Here is a 19,227-nt window from a genome sequence, read left to right on the forward strand (position 1 = left end):
AAGGCTTCTTATATCAATTCTTTATGAAGCTGCATAGAATTCGATCCCCCCTAGCCCCCCTTAAAAAGGGGGGAATTCAAAGTCCCCCTTTTTAAGGGGGATTTAGGGGGATCAAGATATGTGCAACTTCACATTAAATTGGTATTAGTTGTACTGAGTTTTTCAGAAATCAAATATGAGTCCTATATATCTAATGAATTGGTTCAATATTCCAACAGAATTACCAACTCTTAAGTAATTTCAGGAGTAGAAGATTATGTCTCTAGAACATGTGAAAGCTTTTTACGAAAAGCTAGCAAATGATGAAGCCTTTCGTAATCAAATTCAAGGCGTTAATAGCAAGGAAGAATGTAGTCAAATAGTTAAAGCTGCTGGCTACGATTTCACTCTAGAAGAGTATGAAGAATATACTGCTCAATTGCTGGAGTCTGCAAATGGTGAAGCTGAACTCAAGGATTTAAGTGAAAAAGAATTGGCAGCAGTTTTTGGTGGATTAACTGGTAAGCCCAAAATCCAACCATTATATGGAGCTGTATGGCCACCCTACCAATTGTTGTATGGAGTTATTCGGGTAGATGACATAGTTTAAGGAACCTCTATTGCAACTAGGAAAGATTAAATTTCTAGGGACGGATGGGGATTTGTTCGTCCCTTTCTAGAAAAATGAATTGAGGCTATTTTTATGGCTTATCGGCGAATTAGTTATGCAGTTTGGGAAATTACACTTAAGTGTAATCTAGCCTGTCAACACTGCGGCTCTCGTGCTGGGCATACAAGGACACAAGAACTTTCCACAGCAGAAGCCCTTGATTTAGTCAAACAAATGGCGGAAGTGGGAATTACAGAAGTAACCATAATTGGTGGTGAAGCTTTTCTACGTCCTGACTGGCTGGAAATTGCCCAAGCAATTACCAAAGCTGGGATGTTATGTGGTATGACTACAGGGGGTTATGGTATCACCTTAGACACAGCCCGCCGGATGAAGGAAGCTGGAATTAGCGTGGTATCTGTATCAGTTGATGGTTTAGAAGCAACTCACGACCGTTTACGTGGTAGACAAGGCTCTTGGCAATGGGCGTTTAAGACCATGAGCAATCTCAAGGAAGCAGATATACGCTTTGGCTGCAATACTCAAATTAATCGTCTCTCTGCACCAGAATTTCCTTGTATTTACGAGCATCTCCGCGATGCTGGAGTATTCGCTTGGCAAATTCAGTTGACTGTACCGATGGGAAATGCAGCAGATAATAGTGAAATTCTGCTACAACCTTATGAATTACTCGATGTATATCCGATGATTGCTCGTGTTGCTCAACAGGCAAAGCGGGAAGGAGTGCAAGTTCAACCGGGAAATAATATCGGTTATTACGGTCCCTATGAACGACTGTTGCGGGGAGGAGATGCTTGGTCGTTCTGGCAAGGATGTAGTGCTGGATTGTCTGCTTTAGGCATTGAAGCCGATGGTGCGATAAAAGGTTGTCCCTCACTACCTACAACAGCCTATACTGGCGGCAACATCCGTGATTATTCACTGCGAACAATTATTGAAGAAACGGAAGAACTACGCTTTAATTTGGGGGCTGATACTCCCAAAGGAACAGAACATTTGTGGGGTTTCTGTAAGTCTTGCGAATTTGCTGAACTTTGTCGTGGTGGTTGCAGTTGGACTGCTCATGTTTTCTTTGATAAGAGAGGTAACAATCCTTACTGTCATCATCGCGCCCTGACTCAGGAAAAAGGTGGTATTCGGGAGCGAGTGTTTCTCCAGCGTCAGGCGGAAGGAAGCCCTTTTGACAATGGGGAGTTTGGGCTAGTTGAAGAACCAATAAATGCCCCTTGGCCAGAAAACGATCCACTTCATTTTACTAGCGATCGCATTCAATGGCCACAATCGTGGGAAGCAGAATCAGAGTTAGTCCATCTTTTGGTTAGTCCCAGCAATTAAACATTTTTATGAATAATATTTCCACTGATTCTCTTTCTGAAGAAAATACAACTTTTACAAACTCTCAAGAATCATTGTTACCTCGTTCTGCTTGGAATAGTCAGTTAGCCTATTTGCGACTTATTTTTAGAGCAAAGAAGGCGCTAGACTGCATTGAACAGGAAGCTGGGGTTGTGAGAAGTGAAAGTTGATTAATTGCTAAGAACAAATTGTCTGATGCTGGAAATTGAGTATTTATTATCTATCAACTCAAGCTTTATTTCGGGTTGATTTTTTATGTTTTTTCTCTACTCTATTTTAAAAATAAAAAATTAACCTAAAGACAACCTTAGCTTAATTTTTTGTTATTTAGCAGAGGTTTTAATTAATCTAACAAACAGAAAGCTTGCATAAGCTGCTACTTGTCATATTTTGGGATATAAAAGTTTCAGTTTTGTCCCATAAGATAAATTATTAAAATTTTATTTATTTTATATTTTTGGGTAAATACACACAAAAGATAATGGTAAAAACAAACATAGAGCTAGATTACCAAAACTTATGAAAGCTAAAAACATCGGATTATTGATTTCAGGTGCGGTAGGAGGATGTCTGATGTCATTAGCTCCAGCAAATGCTGCTATCTTAGTCGAACCAATCATTACAAAGCTGAATCCAGACTTCCAGGATGGGGTGGGAATTCCATTCAATCTTCAACCCGGAGAATTAACTTTCTGGAATGTTCCTGATACTACTGGAGAGCAAAATTTTCTAAATGATACAGGACTGGCTATAGATTCAATTTCTTTTATATTATTGCCTGGGTTTGATACTCTTGATGATGATTTAGCATGGGGCGATGTAAATGGGGATGGTAAAATTGGTATTTCTAACATTTTTACCAATATTAATGTTGATCCTGATTTTACCTTCCAACCTCTATCCATTCCCCAAAGTTTTAGTGCTCCACGAATTGATTTTGCAGCAGGAATAATTCCACTTAACGAGCGTTTTGTAGTTCAATTTCTTACCACACCAGATATAAGACCTGTTGTGCCTGGAGATAATGGGCCTCTGGTAGTAGGTGGTGTTTATTTTGCATCTGAACCTGTTCCTGAGCCTTCAACCATTCTTGGTTCTGTCTTTGCTATCGGATTAGGTGGTTATTTAAAAAAGTGTAAGTCATCTAGAAAAAAATAGGACTTACGCAAAATACCTCTTTAAGTCTCATTCCTTCGTGTCCACCGAAGTTCATATCGGCGCAAGCCAGCGCTCCGACTTCTCTGTGTGCCTCTGCGGTTTGATTCTCCTGTAACTTATGCGTAAGTCCTAAGAGAGCATAATTTAGCTCAAAAACAACTGAGTAGAAATTAACTAAGAGAAATAGAGTGCATCAATAATGCACTCTATTTTGCTCTCTAGAAATATTATGCAAAAAATAGGTTGTTTGTTAAAAAAGCTCAGATGCCTTTACTCTAACAATAAATATTGTATGTAACTGTAGCATTTTTGTCCCTGATTTGGTAACAATATTTTAAATTTTTAGAAAAATATCAGTTGATTCATTTGATAATTCTCATCAAATTTACCTCAATCTAAAATCAGAAAGCTATATGTAAAAAGAGTTTCAAAATGGATAATTATTTCTCTTCATAATAAAAAAACTAATTGCTTACCATTCTCTACTTAGAATTGGCACAAAACTAGTAAATATAAAATTAATAATGTGACAAAATTGTACTATTTTGCAACTGGATTTACCTAAGTAGTTGTTGACTTTGTAGAAATAAATGTCAGATGATATATATTGTTGAAAAACACTGTTCTGCAAATTAATTATTCATTCATAAGGGGAGGAATTGTAACATGACTACTATCAAAATTGAAGACTTAAATACTCAATCCTCGGCTATTAATTTGAATGCTAATGAAATCACCGAAGTTAAAGGTGGTTGTCCAGTTTGTATAGTGCTACTTGGAGTAGCAGCAGGCTATGCGTTTGATCGTTGGGTTAACTCATAGTTAATAATTAATGACTTTTTGAATTAAGAGGTGTAACTAATGACAGTCATTTCTATCAGAGATATCAATGAAGTAGATTACATTAGTGATCTAAGCGAAAATGAAATTGAAGCTACTCGTGGGGGTTTTGTTATGCTTTTTCTTGCTGCTTTTGCAGTTGGTCAAGTCATTTCCCAAGCCCAACGTAAGCTTCAAAGCTAGTAAACCTCTTTTTTTAAAAAATATGCCTTATTGGGCTAACTATTTCTGGCTCTTTATGTGTGGATTTTTGATTGGACGAGTTATCTCTCAAATTCAAGAGAAGCTCTGGAGATAAGTTCGTACAACTTTAGGCATAAAAAATCCTCCTTACTCGAATGTAGGGAGGATTTTTTATTAACGTCAGTTTAACTAAGTGTCTGGCGAAAGAGTGTGGTTTGTGAATAACCTTACTTTTCAAACATCCTCTAAGCTACATGGTTTACGAATTCAACTTGTTCACGTTGGTGCTTCATCCATTCAGAAAAAAGTTCAAAAATAATTTTCATGTGTAATTTATTATCTAATTGCGGTTGAATAATCTCCTCAACAAAAATCAGGTAAAATCCTTGAGAATTGACAATTGGTTTGAGAACTTGTGGTGGTTTAGCAGCAAAGACAGCAGCAGAAATTTCTGCCTTCAAGTCCTTACGACTGAGTATTCCTCGGTATCCCCTAGAGCGTCGTAACTCCTGATCTTGAATATATTTGTGAGCAACATCATGGAAACTCATTTCTCCTTCCTGAATGGCATAGAAAAGTTCCAGCGCTAAGTCCTCATCATCCAAGACAACTTCATACAAGACTACAGCTGCATAATCTAATTGGTGTTCAAAAAAGTGCTGTTCAACTTTATCTGCAAACAGATGAACAGCTAACTTTCCAGCAACCACACTATTGTAAAGAATTTTTTCAAACTCTTCTAAAGACAGACCATGTTTTTCCAGCCAAGCCCAAGTATCATCAGCACTATCTAGTTGGTTAGCTAAACGCATTTGATCAGCTGCTTTTTGAAGTTCGGCAACCTCTACTTTAATACCCAAATCTTCTGAGGTATTTTCCAGAATATGGCGATTTACAATCTCTTCAATTATGGATGGAATTTTACAAGATAGCTTAATTTGCTCAAGAATATTTTCGTTTGTAATCTTAACAACTTGTGGCATTTTGCCTCTCCTTTTATAGCTCTCCCATCTGCAAAAGCGATGAGATATGTATTTATAAGTCCTTTACAATTTCACCCCACCTTGTTGCAACTGCTTAAACGGGTCAAGCAGAAAATCAATGATCCGACGCTGACGCACAATTACCTCAGCTGTCGCCGTATCCCCAGGACGCAAAACAATACACTTATTAGCCGAGCGAATACAATTTTGTTTTAGGGAAATTTCCAAGTCATAAGCTGCTACCTTGCCATTAGGTGTTTCCACCTCTATGGTAGTAGGAGAAATTTCTAACAATTCTCCTTCCACAACGCCGTAATCCTGAAAGGGATAAGCATCAAACTTCAACTTTACTGGCAATCCTCTTCGCAAGAAACCACTCTCATTTGTTGCCATTTGTGCCCGAATTATTAAAGGCGAACCTTGCGGTGCAATCTCCGCAATCATTGCACCAGGTTGCACCATAGAGCCAGCCCGTTGTATCGGTAAATGAAACACTCTACCATTCACGGTGGCTCTTAACTCTCGTTGTCCTAACTGAAACTTTAACGAGACAATCTGACTCTTAGTTTGAGCAATTTCTGCTTGAAGCGTAGTAATTTCTGTTTCCAAATTCTTCTGTTGTTCGTCGATTTTTAGCAGAGCTAGTTTGTTGGAGCGAGTTAAAGTCTGATAACTCCTTTCCTGTTCTTTGAGTCGCAACTGTGCCTGTTCAATATCTGCATTTGCTTGCCGAATAGTCCGCTCATAACTACTCTGTTGTTCTAATAAACGTAGTTTAGCTTGCTGAATATCTGACTGATTTTGTTCATACAGCTGTTGCTTATCTTTAGCTATATCTTGCTTATCTACAACATTAATTTCTGGAACAACCCCTGACTGCCAAAGACTGCGATAGCGTTCAACTTCCCGCTGGGTACTCGCCAAACTACTGTCTACTAACTTATTAGTTGTTTGGCTATGCTCAAGAGTTTGCCGTGCCTGATTGACTTGAGCTAACTTTTCATCTTTTTGTAAATCATAGGAATTTCTAAGAGCATTCATATTCTGTCGCGCTTGGTCAATTTGAGACTGCTTTTCCAACTGTTGAGATTGATTTTGTTGCTGTTGCGTTGTCAAAGATACAACTAATTGACTTTTAGATGAATTTAGCTGAGAAAAGCGATTTAATTGTCCCTCTAACTTATCCTGTACCTGACGCAATTCCGCCTTAACTAATTCCGATTCCAATACTAATAAAGTCTGCCCAACTTTAACCGAATCACCCTCTTTTACCCGAATTTCAGCAACAGTACCTGCCACAGCAGCATCCAGCCTAACCGTCTTTCCCTTTGGCTCAAGTCGCCCTCTTGCTGAACCCGTTTCATCCACCTTAGATAGCATTGCCCAAGGTAAAACTATCGACACAAATACCACTAAAAAATATAGCAATCCCCTAGTCCAAACCTGGGGCAAGCTATCAAGTAAATCCTTCGTCGCGTCAGCCCAATCATCAGTTGATCTCGCTGGTGTTTGCTTACTTAAAATTTCCTCGTGCTGTTCTACCTCATGGATTTGGCTTTGAACCTTTCCATTCAATGTGTTTGGCATGATTTTTCCTGATATCAATTTTGGATTTGGGATTTTATTTTAGAAGTGGTGAAACAAGAAAAGCTTTCTCCCGATCCTCTTGTTTTACCCTGCAACATCCAACTGCTGATGATTGAGATAAAAATAATGTCCCCGTTTCGCCATCAACTCTTGGTGAGTCCCCCTCTCAATCAACACGCCTCTATCCAGCACTAAAATCAAATCTGCATTCCGCACAGTTGATAGGCGATGGGCGATTAGTAAGGTAGTTCTGCCTTTAAGAATTGTGTTTAAATTCGTCTGAATAATCCTTTCTGACTCTGCATCCAGATGGGAAGTAGCCTCATCTAAAATTAACAGCTTGGGATTGCCTAGCAACGCCTTAGCGATCGCAATTCTTTGTCGCTGTCCTCCAGACAACATCCCCCCTCCTTCACCAATCTGGGTTTCATAACCCATAGGTAACTTTTTAATAAACTCATCAGCACCCGCCAATCGCGCCGCCTCAATAATCTCTGCCAAAGTTGCCCCAGGATGTGCCAAGCTAATATTTTCCCGAATCGTTCCGCCAAATAAAAAGGTATCTTGGTCAACTACCCCAACCTGCTCGCGTAGAGAACGCAACGAAAGACTGTTAATATCTTGCCCATCAATCAACACTTTGCCATTTGTGGGAGGATATAACCCCAAAACCAGTTTAGAAATCGTGGTTTTTCCAGAACCACTCCGTCCCACTAGAGCAACCATTTGCCCGCTGTGTACTTCAAAACTGAGATTTTCCAAAACATTGATATCGCTTTCAGGGTGATAGCGAAACGTCACATTTTCAAAGCGAATATTACCTTGAATAGGTGGTAAGGATTGCCGCGCCTGATGCTGTAAATCCTCTTCTGGTTCGGCATCCAACACATCATTAATGCGTTCCACTGCAATCACAACTTCTTGCAATTGATTCCACAAAACTGTTAATCGTTGGAAAGGTCTAATAATATTTCCCAGCAACATATTAAATGCTACCAATTGCCCAATAGTTAACTGATTGTGAATCACTTGGTACGCCCCAAACCACAGCAAGGCGGTAGTTACCACTGCTTCAATTGTGTTGCTGAATACTTGCAGGCGATTGCCGATAACTTGCCCGGAAAAGTTAGTTTTTATTTCCTTACTTAATAACTCTTCCCAATGCCAACGCACCGTCTGTTCCACTGCTGTGGATTTAACTGTTCGCACACCAGAAAGGGCTTCAATCAGATAGCTACTTTCATTAGCAACAGCATTAAAGATTTCCCTAGAAATCTTTTGTAAAAAAGGTGTGGCAATCACTGCTAGTAGGAAAAAAGGCGGCACAATCACTAACACCAGCAACGCCATTTTCCAACTGTACCAAAACATCAATGCTAAATAGACAAAGACAGTGACTAAATCCAAGAGGATGGACAACGCTTCACCGGAAAGGAAACGTTGAATTTTGCGGTTTTCCTGTACACGAGAGATAATATCCCCCACATAACGCGACTCAAAGTAACTCAAGGGTAGGCGCAGGGTATGGCGAATAAATCCCACAATCAATGCCAAATCTACCTTATTCGCCGTGTGGTCTAACAGATATTGCCGCAACCCCGTCATCGCTACACGGAATAAACTAAAAATTAGCAATCCTAACCCTACCGCCGTTAAGGTCAGTTCAGAACGCTGTACCACCACCCGGTCTAAAATTAACTGAGTAAATAGGGGAGTAACGAGTCCAAAAATCTGGATAAATAAGGAAGCAACAAACACTTCCAGCATTACTAAAGAGTGAGGCTTCATTAACTCAAAGAATTGCCAAAAGGGAGTTGTAGTCTCTTTGGCATCCTTCAACCAGGCTGTGGGTTGTAGCAGCAGTGTATAGCCAGTCCAGTTGTCTTTAAATTCTTGGTGGCTAAGAGTGCGTTGACCAATACCTGGATCTGCCACAATCACCTGTTTATCGGCGATTTCATAGACAACGATGTAGTGCTTCCCCTCCCAGTGGGCGATCGCAGGCAATTTTTGCTTCGCCAATTGGTCAAGACTCGCTTTTACAGGTCGCGTAGCAAACCCAACACTTTCCGCCGCAGCCGATAACCCCCGAAGCGACGAGCCATTGCGGTCAACATTGGCGATATCCCGTAGGCGATTTACACTAAAGTTTTTCCCCCAATAGCGAGACACCATCACTAAACAAGCTGCACCGCAATCTGATCCACTCTGTTGGGCAAAAAAGGGATAGCGCCGAATCACACGCTGTAATAAATGCCCGACTCGCTGCTTGGAGTTGGGAAAATAGGCTTTGCTAATCTTTTTCTGGTGTGGCTCGACTGCTGGCGTTGACAAAATCTTCGTTTCATGAGGCAGTTTTGAATCAGATGGCGGGTTCTCTGAATCTACCTGTTGAGGATTACGGGATAGCGCCTTAGCCCACAAATGCTCCCGAATTTGTGGATATTTAGCCATCAGTGGCCACAATACCTCTCCTGGAATGAAGCATAATTGCAAGTTTACTGAAGCCCTTGCTGCATAAGGTCTGAAGTCACCCTCATTAAATAAGGTAAATTCCCCAAAGGACTCTCCCACCTCCAAAGTGGCGATTAACTCATCGCCGCCATCTAGCAGCCTGACTTTGCCAGCGATCGCAATATATATACCAGCTTTAGCATCAGTTCCTTGCCAGAATTTGCCGACTTTTGGGTTGATAAATTTAACTTTTTCAAGACAGTGTTGAAATTCCTCTGTCGAAAGAGAATAACCCAGAATATTGTTGAACTGTTGCAGAGAAACTAACTGAGCAGATATATCTTGCGCCATAAATGTCTAAATCTTTTCCTAATTTTGTAAAGTGAATAGGTAAAAATTCGGAATTATCAGGAATAGCTGCCGATTTGAGGTCACTAATCAAGATTTTGGAACTCGTAGCCTTTTCGTTACTGCTTTGTTCTGCATTACTGGGTTTTGGTAGTGTGGATAATCCCATCTGTTTGAGCAGTCGCTTGATATGGCGATCGCTTACCTCAATCCCAAATTCCTTTGCTAGATGTTTCGCAAGCCAATTTGCTGTCCAGCGGCGAAAAGCATAGCCATGATCGCGAGGACTGTTGTTAACTAGTTGCTTCAAACGCTCTAAATACTGATCATTCACAGCCTTCGGGCGACCAATGGGGCAATCTTGCCATTGGTGCGCCATCCCAGTCCGAGCTATGTGTGTCCAATGTCGTGCTGTTGCTGCACAACATCCCAAGGTTTGACAGATGTCTGTTTGAGTTTTCCCTTCATCTGCCAACAACATGATTTCAATTCGTTGACGGTAGGATTCAGGTAAACTATCGTCCAAACTTTGCAGTAGTAGTTTCCGCTGAAACGGTGTTAAACACTTACCACCACCCGCACTTAAGTATTTAGTCTCAAAACTGACCTGACATTCGGACATATACGCAGAATTTGCTAGTTTTATAAATCTAGATCCACAAATGCCCCATGCTTGACAAATTATGCATCAAGCATTTCCAAATGAGTGTTTACACGTGCAAATTATTACACTAATAGCGCATGTTATTTTATGTATTTTTTATTATTTATACATCAAGCTACAAATCTCCTTTTTAAATTCTGAAGATTAAGCACTGTATAAGTTTTGATGAAATATTGACTAAATACATTGATTGCGTATATTTACTAAATACTCTTATTTTTTTGTATAAATAAATTAAAAACGGCAAGTAAGATTTATCAAGTTAGTATAATTAAAAACTTCCCTAAAAGCTTTTACAGGTAGCCAAAAAATCGTCTATACAGTGATCTGAGCGCTCAAAAGCAATTCCATAAATCACACTTGCTCGTATAGAATTAGACGTATTAAATCTTACTTTAATTGCTATTTAGCTAACTGTTTAAATGTTAACCTTGTACTTACTTCAACTTGGCTATTGACTACAATTGCGTCTGCGTGTGTTCGACACATTTTTTAGCGATCGCTAGCCTCATAATCCATGCCCAATATCCAATGTCTCTTTAATCAAATCCAAGAGTTAAACCACATTCGCAAAGGTTTATAACCTTCAGGAGAAAGGGGTAAACCTAAATAAATTGGCATCCAGAAAATAAAAGCAGCCAGAATAATAAAAGTAATAGTGACACCTAGCGCCCGGAGTTGTTGATAATAACTGCGAAGACATTGATCGACAAACCAAGCGATCGCTAAAAAGACGAATACCACTGCACACATATAGTGGTAGATAAAAACGCACCTTGTCACCTTCACCCAAGGTAATAAGTTAGCTGCATAATTGATAACTAAATACAATGCAATCCAAGTATCAACACTCAGAGTTGCAGGCACAGAAAAACGCTTTTCCTTTACCAAAAAAATAACGGCTTGCGACACCAGCAACCCAATTAGAAACAACATGGCAGCAACACCAAACCACCACAGAAATGGATTACCCATTGCATGGACATCATAAATAACTTTTCCAGCACCGGCAGGCAAAGGAGGCCCCATTACAGGTAAAGGTTCGGTGATACTTTTGGCTGTTTGATAATAATATGCCATTGGTCGAGTCATCAACGGCCATTTGTACCAGGCAGCACAGTAAGGATGCACATTGGGACTATTGCCACCTAGCTGTAAGTGAAACTTTAAAATTTGCTGATGTACTGCAATAAATCCATAAGTTTTATCTAGTTGAAGGTGAGGAATCCAGATGATGCTGTATATAAAAGCTGGGATAATCCCTAGATAAAACAGCATTTGAAAAATATTTAGCTGAGTCAAGTTTTGTAGTGGTGTTTGAGATGAGGAAGATAAGGAAGATAAGGGGGCTAAGGGAGAATAAGTACTAACTCCTGACTCCTGACTTACGCCTTCTACCTCATGAATTCTACCTTCTGCCTCCTGCCTCCTGCCTTCTGCCTCCTGCCTCCTGCCTCCTTCCTCCTGCCTCCTGCCTCCGAGTTTGGAGTTAGGAAAAGAATGTATCAAACTAATTACCCATGCTGTTACCCAAATGAGATAAGCACCCAAAAGAAACCATAAACCGTTCCATTTAGTACCAACTGACGCACCAAAACTAATACCAGCAAGAACTAACCAAAATGAACGTCGCCGATTTTGGTTATCTAATGCCAATAATAAAAACCACTGCCCTAACAAACCAAAAATGACAATATAAATATTGTTCAGGGCATAGCGAGACTCAACTAGAAAAAGGCCATCACAGGCTGTGAACAAACCTGCAAGTATTGCAAAGGTACGACGATAACTCAACTGATAAGCGATCGCAGCCACAACTACAGGAATAAATGAGCCTGTGAGGGCATTCATCCAACGATAAGTCCAAGGCGATCGCAATGAACCTGTCAGCCCATTTACAGTATCGTGCCAAAAAGGAATGTGACTACCAATCCAAATGCCGATACCAATAATATATTGACTCAGCGGCGGATGAGCATTAAAAAATGGTGTATGTGTGAGGTAATTATTACCGAATTTAGCAAAGTAAACTTCATCAAATACCAGAGTGTTAAATCGCTCCAGTCCCCAAAACCGTAAAGCAAGTGAGAGAATAAATACACTCGCCATCCCAATTCGGAACCACTTTTTAGTCATTTGTCATTTGTCATTGGTCATTTGTCATTGGGCATTGGTCATTGGTCATTGGTTAATAATTAATACCCCCTATTCCCTATTCCCTATTCCCTATTCCCTATTCTTACAGACGCATCTAGTTGGAACAGGAGTAGTTCAATACCGTAATACTTGTTTGTTCGTCCTATTGGTTTCATACCGAGTCTTTGAGTTACACGGATGGAAGCATGATTTTCTGGCTTTACTACGGCATAAATTAATGGCAAGTTCAGGACATTAAATCCGTAGTTGAGCATAACTTGTCCTGCTTCTGTTGCATACCCTTTACCCCAAGAAGCTCGCCGTAAGTGCCAGCCTACCTCATAATCTTGAGTGGGTAAACCATCTTTGTCGGGCAATTGTTTAAGAAGGATAGTTCCCACAATTGTTGTAGTTTCCTTTTCGACAATTGCCCAAGAACCGGTACCATTGTTGCGTCGGTGCGATCGCTCGATGTTGTCAATCAAACGCTGACGCTGTGACTCAACACTTGTGACAAGAGAAGCTTTACCAAGAAAGTGCGTAACTTCTGGATCACTGTAAATTACAAATGCTTGTTCGGCATCGCGTTCGGGTATCCAACTGCGAATAATCAAGCGTTCGGTTTCCAAAAGGATGGTCATCTTACCTTTGACTAAACTAAATCGCCATTTTGCAAAATACTAAGATACTTATAGTTGAGCAGTCAAAGGTGTTGTAGACAATTACACAAACAAAATATGGCGATCGCTATGCTATGGGTAGTTATCCAGAAATTTAATTACCCTTGGTTATGCAATTGCAAATTCTGAATTTTTCCGCAGTTCTTCAGACCGAAATCCCAATACAATCTGATCCTTCGACACACCAGCCCTAACCAGTTCTGTTGCTACCCCCTCTTCAGTGCCATCACGTTGAATCCAAATTTTGCCATCAATAATATCAATGTGAATCAGACAACCGTGAACGCGGCGCGTTGCAGTTGGAGAGAGTTCTGGTACTGGTTCTCGACCAAGAATCATTACCAAATATCGATCTTGTTCTCGATCAAAGATAGTTTCATGCTGAATATTGCTGTAAGAGTAAGGAATCTTTGTGTGTTCAGTAAGAATGCTGCAAATTAGCTGCCTGTATTGTTCCAGATTACCCATCGGACAATAACCTCCCGCTTTGGATTAAAAACGATCAGAGGAATTTTGTAGTCTTCCAATATAAGTTTACCAAGCGGCTCTTCCTCAAAAATATCAGTAAAAACATCCTCATGAACAGCTATATACAAAACCCTATCTCGATAATTGCGGCTCATGACAGCAAGGTAGGTAAAGTACTGACCAATGGCCTGTTCTAGGTCTGCTACTTCTGAGTCGCCACTGAAGGTTTTGATTTCTACAGCAATCTTCTCTGTTCCTTTTTCTGCTATGAGCAACTTTTCGGCTGCCAAATCCACGTAAAGATCCTTTTTTCCCCACTTTAGATGAAAAGGATCGTCAGTAACATTCCAGCCATCTTTAAATTAGGGCATTCTTCAAGTTTTCGTGGTAACGGTCTCTAACTGGCATAAATTACTCGAATTACGAACTTGTACTGAGCGTAGCCGAAGTATTAATACCCTCGACTTTTGCCACTTCCAGCATCGTTTTCAAAACCGAATCTGGATTGAGACTAATTGAGTCAATTCCTTGTTCCACCAAAAATTGAGCAAATTCTGGATAATCGCTGGGTGCTTGTCCACAAATGCCGATTTTGCGATCGCATTTTTTCGCCGCTTCTATGGCCATTTTTACCATTCGCTTCACACCCTGGCTGCGTTCATCAAACAACCGCGCCACTAATGCCGAATCTCTATCTAACCCCAGTGTCAACTGAGTTAAATCATTAGAACCAATGGAGAAGCCATCAAATACCTCAGCAAACTCCTCAGCCATAATCACATTATTCGGCAACTCGCACATCACATAAACCTGCAAGTCATTAACACCCTGCTTTAAACCATTTTTTGCCATCTCTGCTAAAACCAAACGTCCCTCATCGGGAGTGCGACAAAAAGGAATCATCGGGATCACATTCGTCAAACCCATTTCTTCCCGTACCCTTTTGATGGCATGACATTCTAGGGCAAAAGCTTCTCTGTAGCCTTCATCATAGTAACGCGCTGCTCCTCGCCAACCCAGCATTGGGTTTTCTTCATGGGGTTCAAACTGTCGCCCACCTAATAAATTGGCATATTCATTACTCTTGAAATCTGAGGTTCGGACAATTACTGGTTTGGGATAAAATGCTGCGGCAATTCTACCTATGCCTTGGGCTAATTTATCTACAAAATATTGGGGTTTCTCGTCGTAAAGCGAGGTAATTTCAGCAATTTTAGCTTTGACAAATTCATCTTTTAATGAGTCATAGTGAATCAACGCCATTGGATGAATTTGGATTTGGTTAGCGATGATAAATTCTGTCCGCGCTAAACCTACGCCATCGTTGGGAATTGCCGATAAACTCAATGCTTCTTGGGGATTACCCACATTCATTAAAATTTGAGTGCGGGTGCGGGGTAAGTTATCTAAAGTAACTTCTTCAACTTCAAAAGGTAATAAGCCTGCATAAACTTTTCCTTCTTCTCCTTCAGCGCAAGAAATTGTTACCTCTTGACCAGGTTTCAATATTTCTGTAGCATTGCCGCATCCGACGATCGCAGGTACACCCAATTCTCGCGCAATAATTGCGGCGTGGCAGGTTCGTCCACCAGAATTAGTGACAATTGCACTGGCGCGTTTCATAATTGGTTCCCAATCGGGATCAGTTCTCTCTGTCACTAAAACTTCCCCGGCTTGGAACTGATCGAGTTTCTGAACATCTAAAATTAGACGTGCTTTCCCTTGACTAATGGCTTCTCCAATCGCACGTCCAGTAACAAGGGTGAGTGGCGATTGGGAATCAGGGAGTGGGGAGTGGGTAGATTTTTCCCCATTCCCGATTCCCCATTCCCGATTCCCCAATACCAACCGATAACTCCGCAAGACGTTTCCCGTCTTCTGTGACTGGACGGTTTCGGGACGCGCTTGCACAATAAAAAGTTGGTTAGTAATGCCATCTTTTGCCCACTCAATATCCATTGGAGTGTTAATACCGTGGACTTGGGAATAATGGTCTTCAATTAAATATGCCCAATTTGCTAGTTGTAAAATCTCTTCATCATTCAGGGCGAATTTGCCTCTTTCACTGGGCGAAACTGACACATTTTTCGTAAATTTGGAGCCATCATCATAAATCATCTTCAGTTCTTTACTGCCCAATTTTTTATCAATAATTGGGCGGAAACCAGCTTTTAAAGTTGGTTTAAAAACATAGTATTCATCGGGATTTACAGACCCTTGGACAACATTTTCACCTAAACCATAAGCAGCTGTAATTAGTGCCGCATCCTTAAATCCGGTTTCTGTGTCAATGGAGAACATCACCCCAGAGGTTGCTAAGTCAGAGCGCACCATTTTTTGCACGCCTACAGCCAGGGCAATGCTAAAGTGGTCAAATCCCTTGGCATGTCGATAAGAAATAGCGCGATCGGTAAATATGGAAGCAAAGCATTTATGACAAGCTGCTAAAACTCCTTCAGCACCGACAACGTTGAGATAAGTTTCCTGTTGTCCAGCAAAACTAGCATCGGGTAAGTCTTCAGCGGTGGCGCTAGAACGGACTGCCACATCTGTCTCTGCATGGTATCGTTCACAGAGACTTTGGTAGGCTGTAGCGATCGCCTCTCGCAATTCTACAGGAAACGGGGTGTGGATTAAGAGCGATCGCGCTTTTTTCCCCCGTTCTCGTAAATTTTTCACATCTTCAACATCTAAGTCAGCAAAGAGTTTACGTAGCTTTGCTTCTAAGCCGGCTGATTGAATGAAATAACGATAAGCGTAAGCAGTGGTGGCAAATCCCGTGGGAACGTTAATGCCTTTGGGCGTTAGCTGTTGAATCATTTCGCCCAGTGAGGCATTTTTACCACCAACTACGGGTATATCAGCAATACCAACTTCATCAAACCAGAGAATCAGCGATCGCTCCTGGGCAGATAGAGATAAAGTGCTTTTAGATACTGTAGCCATAATTACCTTTTAATTTTATACTCAACTTGTAAGTGCGTAACCGCTAGTATATTTTCCCCATATTCAATTTTAGATTTTTCATTCTGTCGCGTAACTTTAAATTTGGCGATTAAATACAACCATATAGTCAATAAAAGTTAACAATTATTTAGGTTGATAGCTGTATCAAAATACCGGATGGAATCCACAATGGCACAACTAGAACGACTCCTGAAAATGGCAGAAGATGAGTTAACTGAGTACAGCACTGATGCCCGCAAAATAGAAAAACTACGTCGTAAAATAGGTTTATCAGTGTCGGCAGCCGAACAACGACAAGTCAAAGAAGCATTATTAGCTAATAAGAAATCTAATATAGTTACCCAAGTTGTGGAAGAACAAAGACAAACAGTAGCCTTACCATTTTGGGGAATTGCTGGATTGGGTTTGTTATTCGGAATTTCTTTAAATCAACCGATCTGTTTGTTAGCAGCTATAGTTGGTACTATATCAGCTTACAGAATTCAGAAATGGGGCTGGCAATTGCAGGCAAGGAGTCTATTGTTACAAACATTGGAAGATATTGAAGCGCGTATTGCCCAACCTAATAAGTAACAAAACAGATGCACGTTATGGATAAATCCTATTCCTTTGCTTGTAAGATTTTATACAATCAGTTCAATTAATCATTTAATTTACACCTCGTAAGCACTTAATAGTTCCTTTGGGATCACCATAGCAAAAAAAATAGATAAGTAGTCGGGCACAATTAAATTCATTGATGGAGATAGGGAACAGGTTACAGGTTATACCAATTTAATGTGAAGTTGCATATATGCCTTTTTAAGAAAAATCCTTGTAAATACCTTATAAATTCCATTCGAGTAAATTAATGCTTCGGGTGCGAAGTTTTTCGTCAGCCAAAAAAAATTAGTATGATTTCGCCACCGGGGCTAACTTGGAATGAGATTCTTATTGAACAGCAGCAACAGCAGCAAGAGATGAGCGTGAGCAGAAATTAGCTATGTCGTTTGCTGTATGGCGGGAGCAACAGTCAGTATTATAGTAGAGCAGCATAAGGGCAAGGCGAAAGCCCGTCGCTCCCGACTGAAAAGAGTGAATCGGATACACAACCATGAATGTACAACTTGTTAATTCCCTCGTGGAAGTGGTACTAAACCTCTCCCCTGAAGAGCAAAAACTCTTTCAAGAAAAGCTTAGTAACAAGCATTTAACGTTACTAACTAGTAAACCTCAAACATCCGAAGAGAGATTATTACTTTGGCAGGAGTGGATAGATACAGCACCAAAAAGCTATGCCAACCTTGATGATGAAGCTCTGCGTCGAGAAAATATCTACTCTGATGAAGTATGACCCATTGTTTATTAGATACCAATATCTTGTTACGCTCCAGGGATATAGCTTCGCCCGATTACAATCTTGTTGATCGCACAATCAGGTATCTAATATCTAATAACCATCGATGTTTTATTACATCTCAAGTTTTAATTGAATTTTGGGTTGTAGCCACCCGTCCTGTAGCTGTAATTGGATTGGGATGGACACCAGAAGAAACCGAACTCTCGGTGCAAATGCTAATAAATCAGTTTGAGTGGCTAGAAGAAACACCAGATATATTTCGCCTTTGGTTTAGCCTCGCTACAACTCATAAGATTTCAGGTAAACGCACCCACGATTTACGCATACAAGCAGTAGTACTTGCCCATAACATCAGCCATATTCTGACTTTAAACCCAAAAGATTTTGTAGAAGTTGAAGGAATTACTATTGTTCACCCCAATAGCATAAAGAGCTAGAGGCGGGGATAAGCGTGCGATTATAATTTTTGATAAACAACACCAATTTACCCGTCAAGTTTGTCCACAGTTTTGTATCCTTATTCTTGTTGTAAATATCCAGGCTTAGTTAATTTCATTAGAAAAATCCTTTACCTCAAACTTTTACTTCATTAATTAAATTATTTTCGTATCTTACAGCAGTCAAAGATTTAGTAATTCCGATAATTCTTTCATGCTTGATTAATGAGTCTGGAAATAAATATTGCAACATTTTTTTGTCCAGCAGGCGGTAATGTTCAAGAGTGGAAGCTGCTTCACCAATACTTTTGTAACGTTGATGATTTCCTAAAGCAAAGTGCATAACTAAGCTGATTCTCACAGGTTTGGGAAGCCAATGAAAAAACGGACACATGAAATGTGGTTCTATAGGAAACCAAAAATATGGAGTCTGAATAAATATATTAGGTGCTAGTCTCATGGCCTCTTTTGCAAAGCTAACCATATGTTCCCAATCACCAACATGCTCTATTACAGAATTTGAATGAACTATGTGAAAAGAGTTATTTTCAAAAAAATGGAGATTACAGCCATCACCATGAATGAATTTATAATGCTCTTCAGTTTCTGGTAATATTTCCTCAGTAAAATTAACAATTGTTATATGAATTTTGTATTCTTTTAAGAGTTCTTTAGGCAAGATACTCCAATAGTTTTTTCTTCCACCGATATCAAGAATATTTACTTCTTTATACTTCTCATGAATTTTATGAATCATGGAAATAAGAGTTAATAACCGTTTGCTTCTTAACTTTGACCCTATAGAATTAGGATTATCGTAATTACTAATCTGATTGGCTAATTTTTTAGATACATTCATTAGTTTATTATCCTAGTATTATCTAAAAACTCAACTAGCTGATACTATAGGACTCATATTTGATTTCTGAAAAAACTCAGTACAACTAAGAAGTCTTCTTGACTGTAGCAAGATTGCCTATTGGCTATTGCCTGACTACGCAAATTAGTTCAGAAATC

General features: G+C 40.0%; 18 protein-coding genes and 1 pseudogene. 9 read left to right on the forward strand and 10 right to left on the reverse strand.

Translation table 11 applies throughout. The features are described 5' to 3' along the window. Positions 1–256: 256 nt before the first annotated feature. The 6 genes from RRG12_RS39215 to RRG12_RS39240 all read left to right on the forward strand — a co-directional run bounded on the left by RRG12_RS39215 (position 257) and on the right by RRG12_RS39240 (position 4,147). A complete protein-coding gene (locus tag RRG12_RS39215) occupies positions 257–589 on the forward strand; it encodes a Nif11-like leader peptide family natural product precursor (protein WP_069070970.1) in 333 nt (110 codons plus the stop codon). Between the two features lie 93 nt (positions 590–682). Beyond that, positions 683–1,945 carry a nif11-class peptide radical SAM maturase 3 gene (locus RRG12_RS39220; protein WP_420762912.1) on the forward strand — a complete coding sequence of 421 codons (1,263 nt, stop codon included), beginning with the start codon at positions 683–685 and terminating at the stop codon, positions 1,943–1,945. 8 nt (positions 1,946–1,953) lie between these two features. Then, positions 1,954–2,136: a hypothetical protein gene (locus RRG12_RS39225; RefSeq protein ID WP_420762913.1), complete on the forward strand. Its 183-nt coding sequence runs from the start codon at positions 1,954–1,956 to the stop codon at positions 2,134–2,136. A 349-nt stretch (positions 2,137–2,485) separates the two neighbouring features. Continuing rightward, positions 2,486–3,124: a PEP-CTERM sorting domain-containing protein gene (locus RRG12_RS39230; protein ID WP_420762914.1), complete on the forward strand. Its 639-nt coding sequence runs from the start codon at positions 2,486–2,488 to the stop codon at positions 3,122–3,124. A gap of 666 nt (positions 3,125–3,790) precedes the next feature. Next, positions 3,791–3,946, forward strand: a complete 156-nt coding sequence (locus RRG12_RS39235) for a hypothetical protein (RefSeq protein WP_176727024.1) — start codon at positions 3,791–3,793, stop codon at positions 3,944–3,946. Positions 3,947–3,985: 39 nt separating this feature from the next. Beyond that, positions 3,986–4,147 carry a hypothetical protein gene (locus RRG12_RS39240; protein WP_176727025.1) on the forward strand — a complete coding sequence of 54 codons (162 nt, stop codon included), beginning with the start codon at positions 3,986–3,988 and terminating at the stop codon, positions 4,145–4,147. 245 nt (positions 4,148–4,392) lie between these two features. Here the strand turns inward: RRG12_RS39240 and RRG12_RS39245 are convergent, their stop codons facing one another. The 9 genes and pseudogenes from RRG12_RS39245 to ppsA all read right to left on the reverse strand — a co-directional run bounded on the left by RRG12_RS39245 (position 4,393) and on the right by ppsA (position 16,413). Beyond that, positions 4,393–5,130: a peptidylprolyl isomerase gene (locus tag RRG12_RS39245; RefSeq protein ID WP_420762915.1), complete on the reverse strand. Its 738-nt coding sequence runs from the start codon at positions 5,128–5,130 to the stop codon at positions 4,393–4,395. Positions 5,131–5,193: 63 nt separating this feature from the next. Further along, on the reverse strand, positions 5,194–6,717 hold the full coding sequence (locus RRG12_RS39250) for an HlyD family efflux transporter periplasmic adaptor subunit (protein ID WP_420762916.1): 1,524 nt from the start codon (positions 6,715–6,717) through the stop codon (positions 5,194–5,196). An 84-nt stretch (positions 6,718–6,801) separates the two neighbouring features. Next, positions 6,802–9,522: a peptidase domain-containing ABC transporter gene (locus RRG12_RS39255; RefSeq protein ID WP_420762917.1), complete on the reverse strand. Its 2,721-nt coding sequence runs from the start codon at positions 9,520–9,522 to the stop codon at positions 6,802–6,804. Continuing rightward, a complete protein-coding gene (locus tag RRG12_RS39260) occupies positions 9,425–10,141 on the reverse strand; it encodes a helix-turn-helix domain-containing protein (protein WP_069070977.1) in 717 nt (238 codons plus the stop codon). The genes RRG12_RS39255 and RRG12_RS39260 overlap by 98 nt, the downstream gene beginning before the upstream one ends. A 585-nt stretch (positions 10,142–10,726) precedes the next feature. After that, positions 10,727–12,319 (reverse strand): dolichyl-phosphate-mannose--protein mannosyltransferase, encoded by a 1,593-nt coding sequence (locus tag RRG12_RS39265; protein ID WP_420762918.1) that lies wholly within the window; start codon positions 12,317–12,319, stop codon positions 10,727–10,729. A gap of 83 nt (positions 12,320–12,402) precedes the next feature. Continuing rightward, positions 12,403–12,960, reverse strand: coding sequence for a GNAT family N-acetyltransferase (locus tag RRG12_RS39270; protein WP_069070979.1), 558 nt, complete (start codon positions 12,958–12,960; stop codon positions 12,403–12,405). 147 nt (positions 12,961–13,107) lie between these two features. Continuing rightward, positions 13,108–13,467, reverse strand: a complete 360-nt coding sequence (locus RRG12_RS39275) for a XisI protein (protein ID WP_420762919.1) — start codon at positions 13,465–13,467, stop codon at positions 13,108–13,110. Beyond that, positions 13,437–13,766, reverse strand: a pseudogene (locus RRG12_RS39280) (element excision factor XisH family protein); the annotation flags it as partial. The gene RRG12_RS39275 and the pseudogene RRG12_RS39280, both read right to left, overlap by 31 nt. 121 nt (positions 13,767–13,887) lie before the next feature. Next, complete coding sequence (ppsA, locus tag RRG12_RS39285; protein ID WP_420762920.1) at positions 13,888–16,413, reverse strand: phosphoenolpyruvate synthase; 2,526 nt, start codon at positions 16,411–16,413, stop codon at positions 13,888–13,890. Positions 16,414–16,602: 189 nt separating this feature from the next. On the opposite strand from ppsA, the gene RRG12_RS39290 reads away from it, so the two are divergent. The 3 genes from RRG12_RS39290 (at position 16,603) to RRG12_RS39300 (ending at position 18,210) form a co-directional block, all read left to right on the forward strand. After that, entirely contained in the window at positions 16,603–17,007 is a 405-nt protein-coding gene (locus RRG12_RS39290; RefSeq protein ID WP_069070991.1) for a hypothetical protein, read from the forward strand. Positions 17,008–17,527: 520 nt separating this feature from the next. Beyond that, on the forward strand, positions 17,528–17,767 hold the full coding sequence (locus tag RRG12_RS39295; RefSeq protein WP_069070982.1) for a hypothetical protein: 240 nt from the start codon (positions 17,528–17,530) through the stop codon (positions 17,765–17,767). Continuing rightward, positions 17,764–18,210: a type II toxin-antitoxin system VapC family toxin gene (locus RRG12_RS39300; RefSeq protein WP_420762921.1), complete on the forward strand. Its 447-nt coding sequence runs from the start codon at positions 17,764–17,766 to the stop codon at positions 18,208–18,210. The genes RRG12_RS39295 and RRG12_RS39300 overlap by 4 nt, the downstream gene beginning before the upstream one ends. A 136-nt stretch (positions 18,211–18,346) precedes the next feature. Here RRG12_RS39300 and RRG12_RS39305 read toward each other — a convergent pair whose 3' ends face one another. Continuing rightward, entirely contained in the window at positions 18,347–19,069 is a 723-nt protein-coding gene (locus tag RRG12_RS39305; RefSeq protein ID WP_420762922.1) for a class I SAM-dependent methyltransferase, read from the reverse strand. Positions 19,070–19,227 lie beyond the last annotated feature (158 nt).

The sequence above is a fragment of the Nostoc sp. CALU 546 genome (assembly GCF_048836525.1).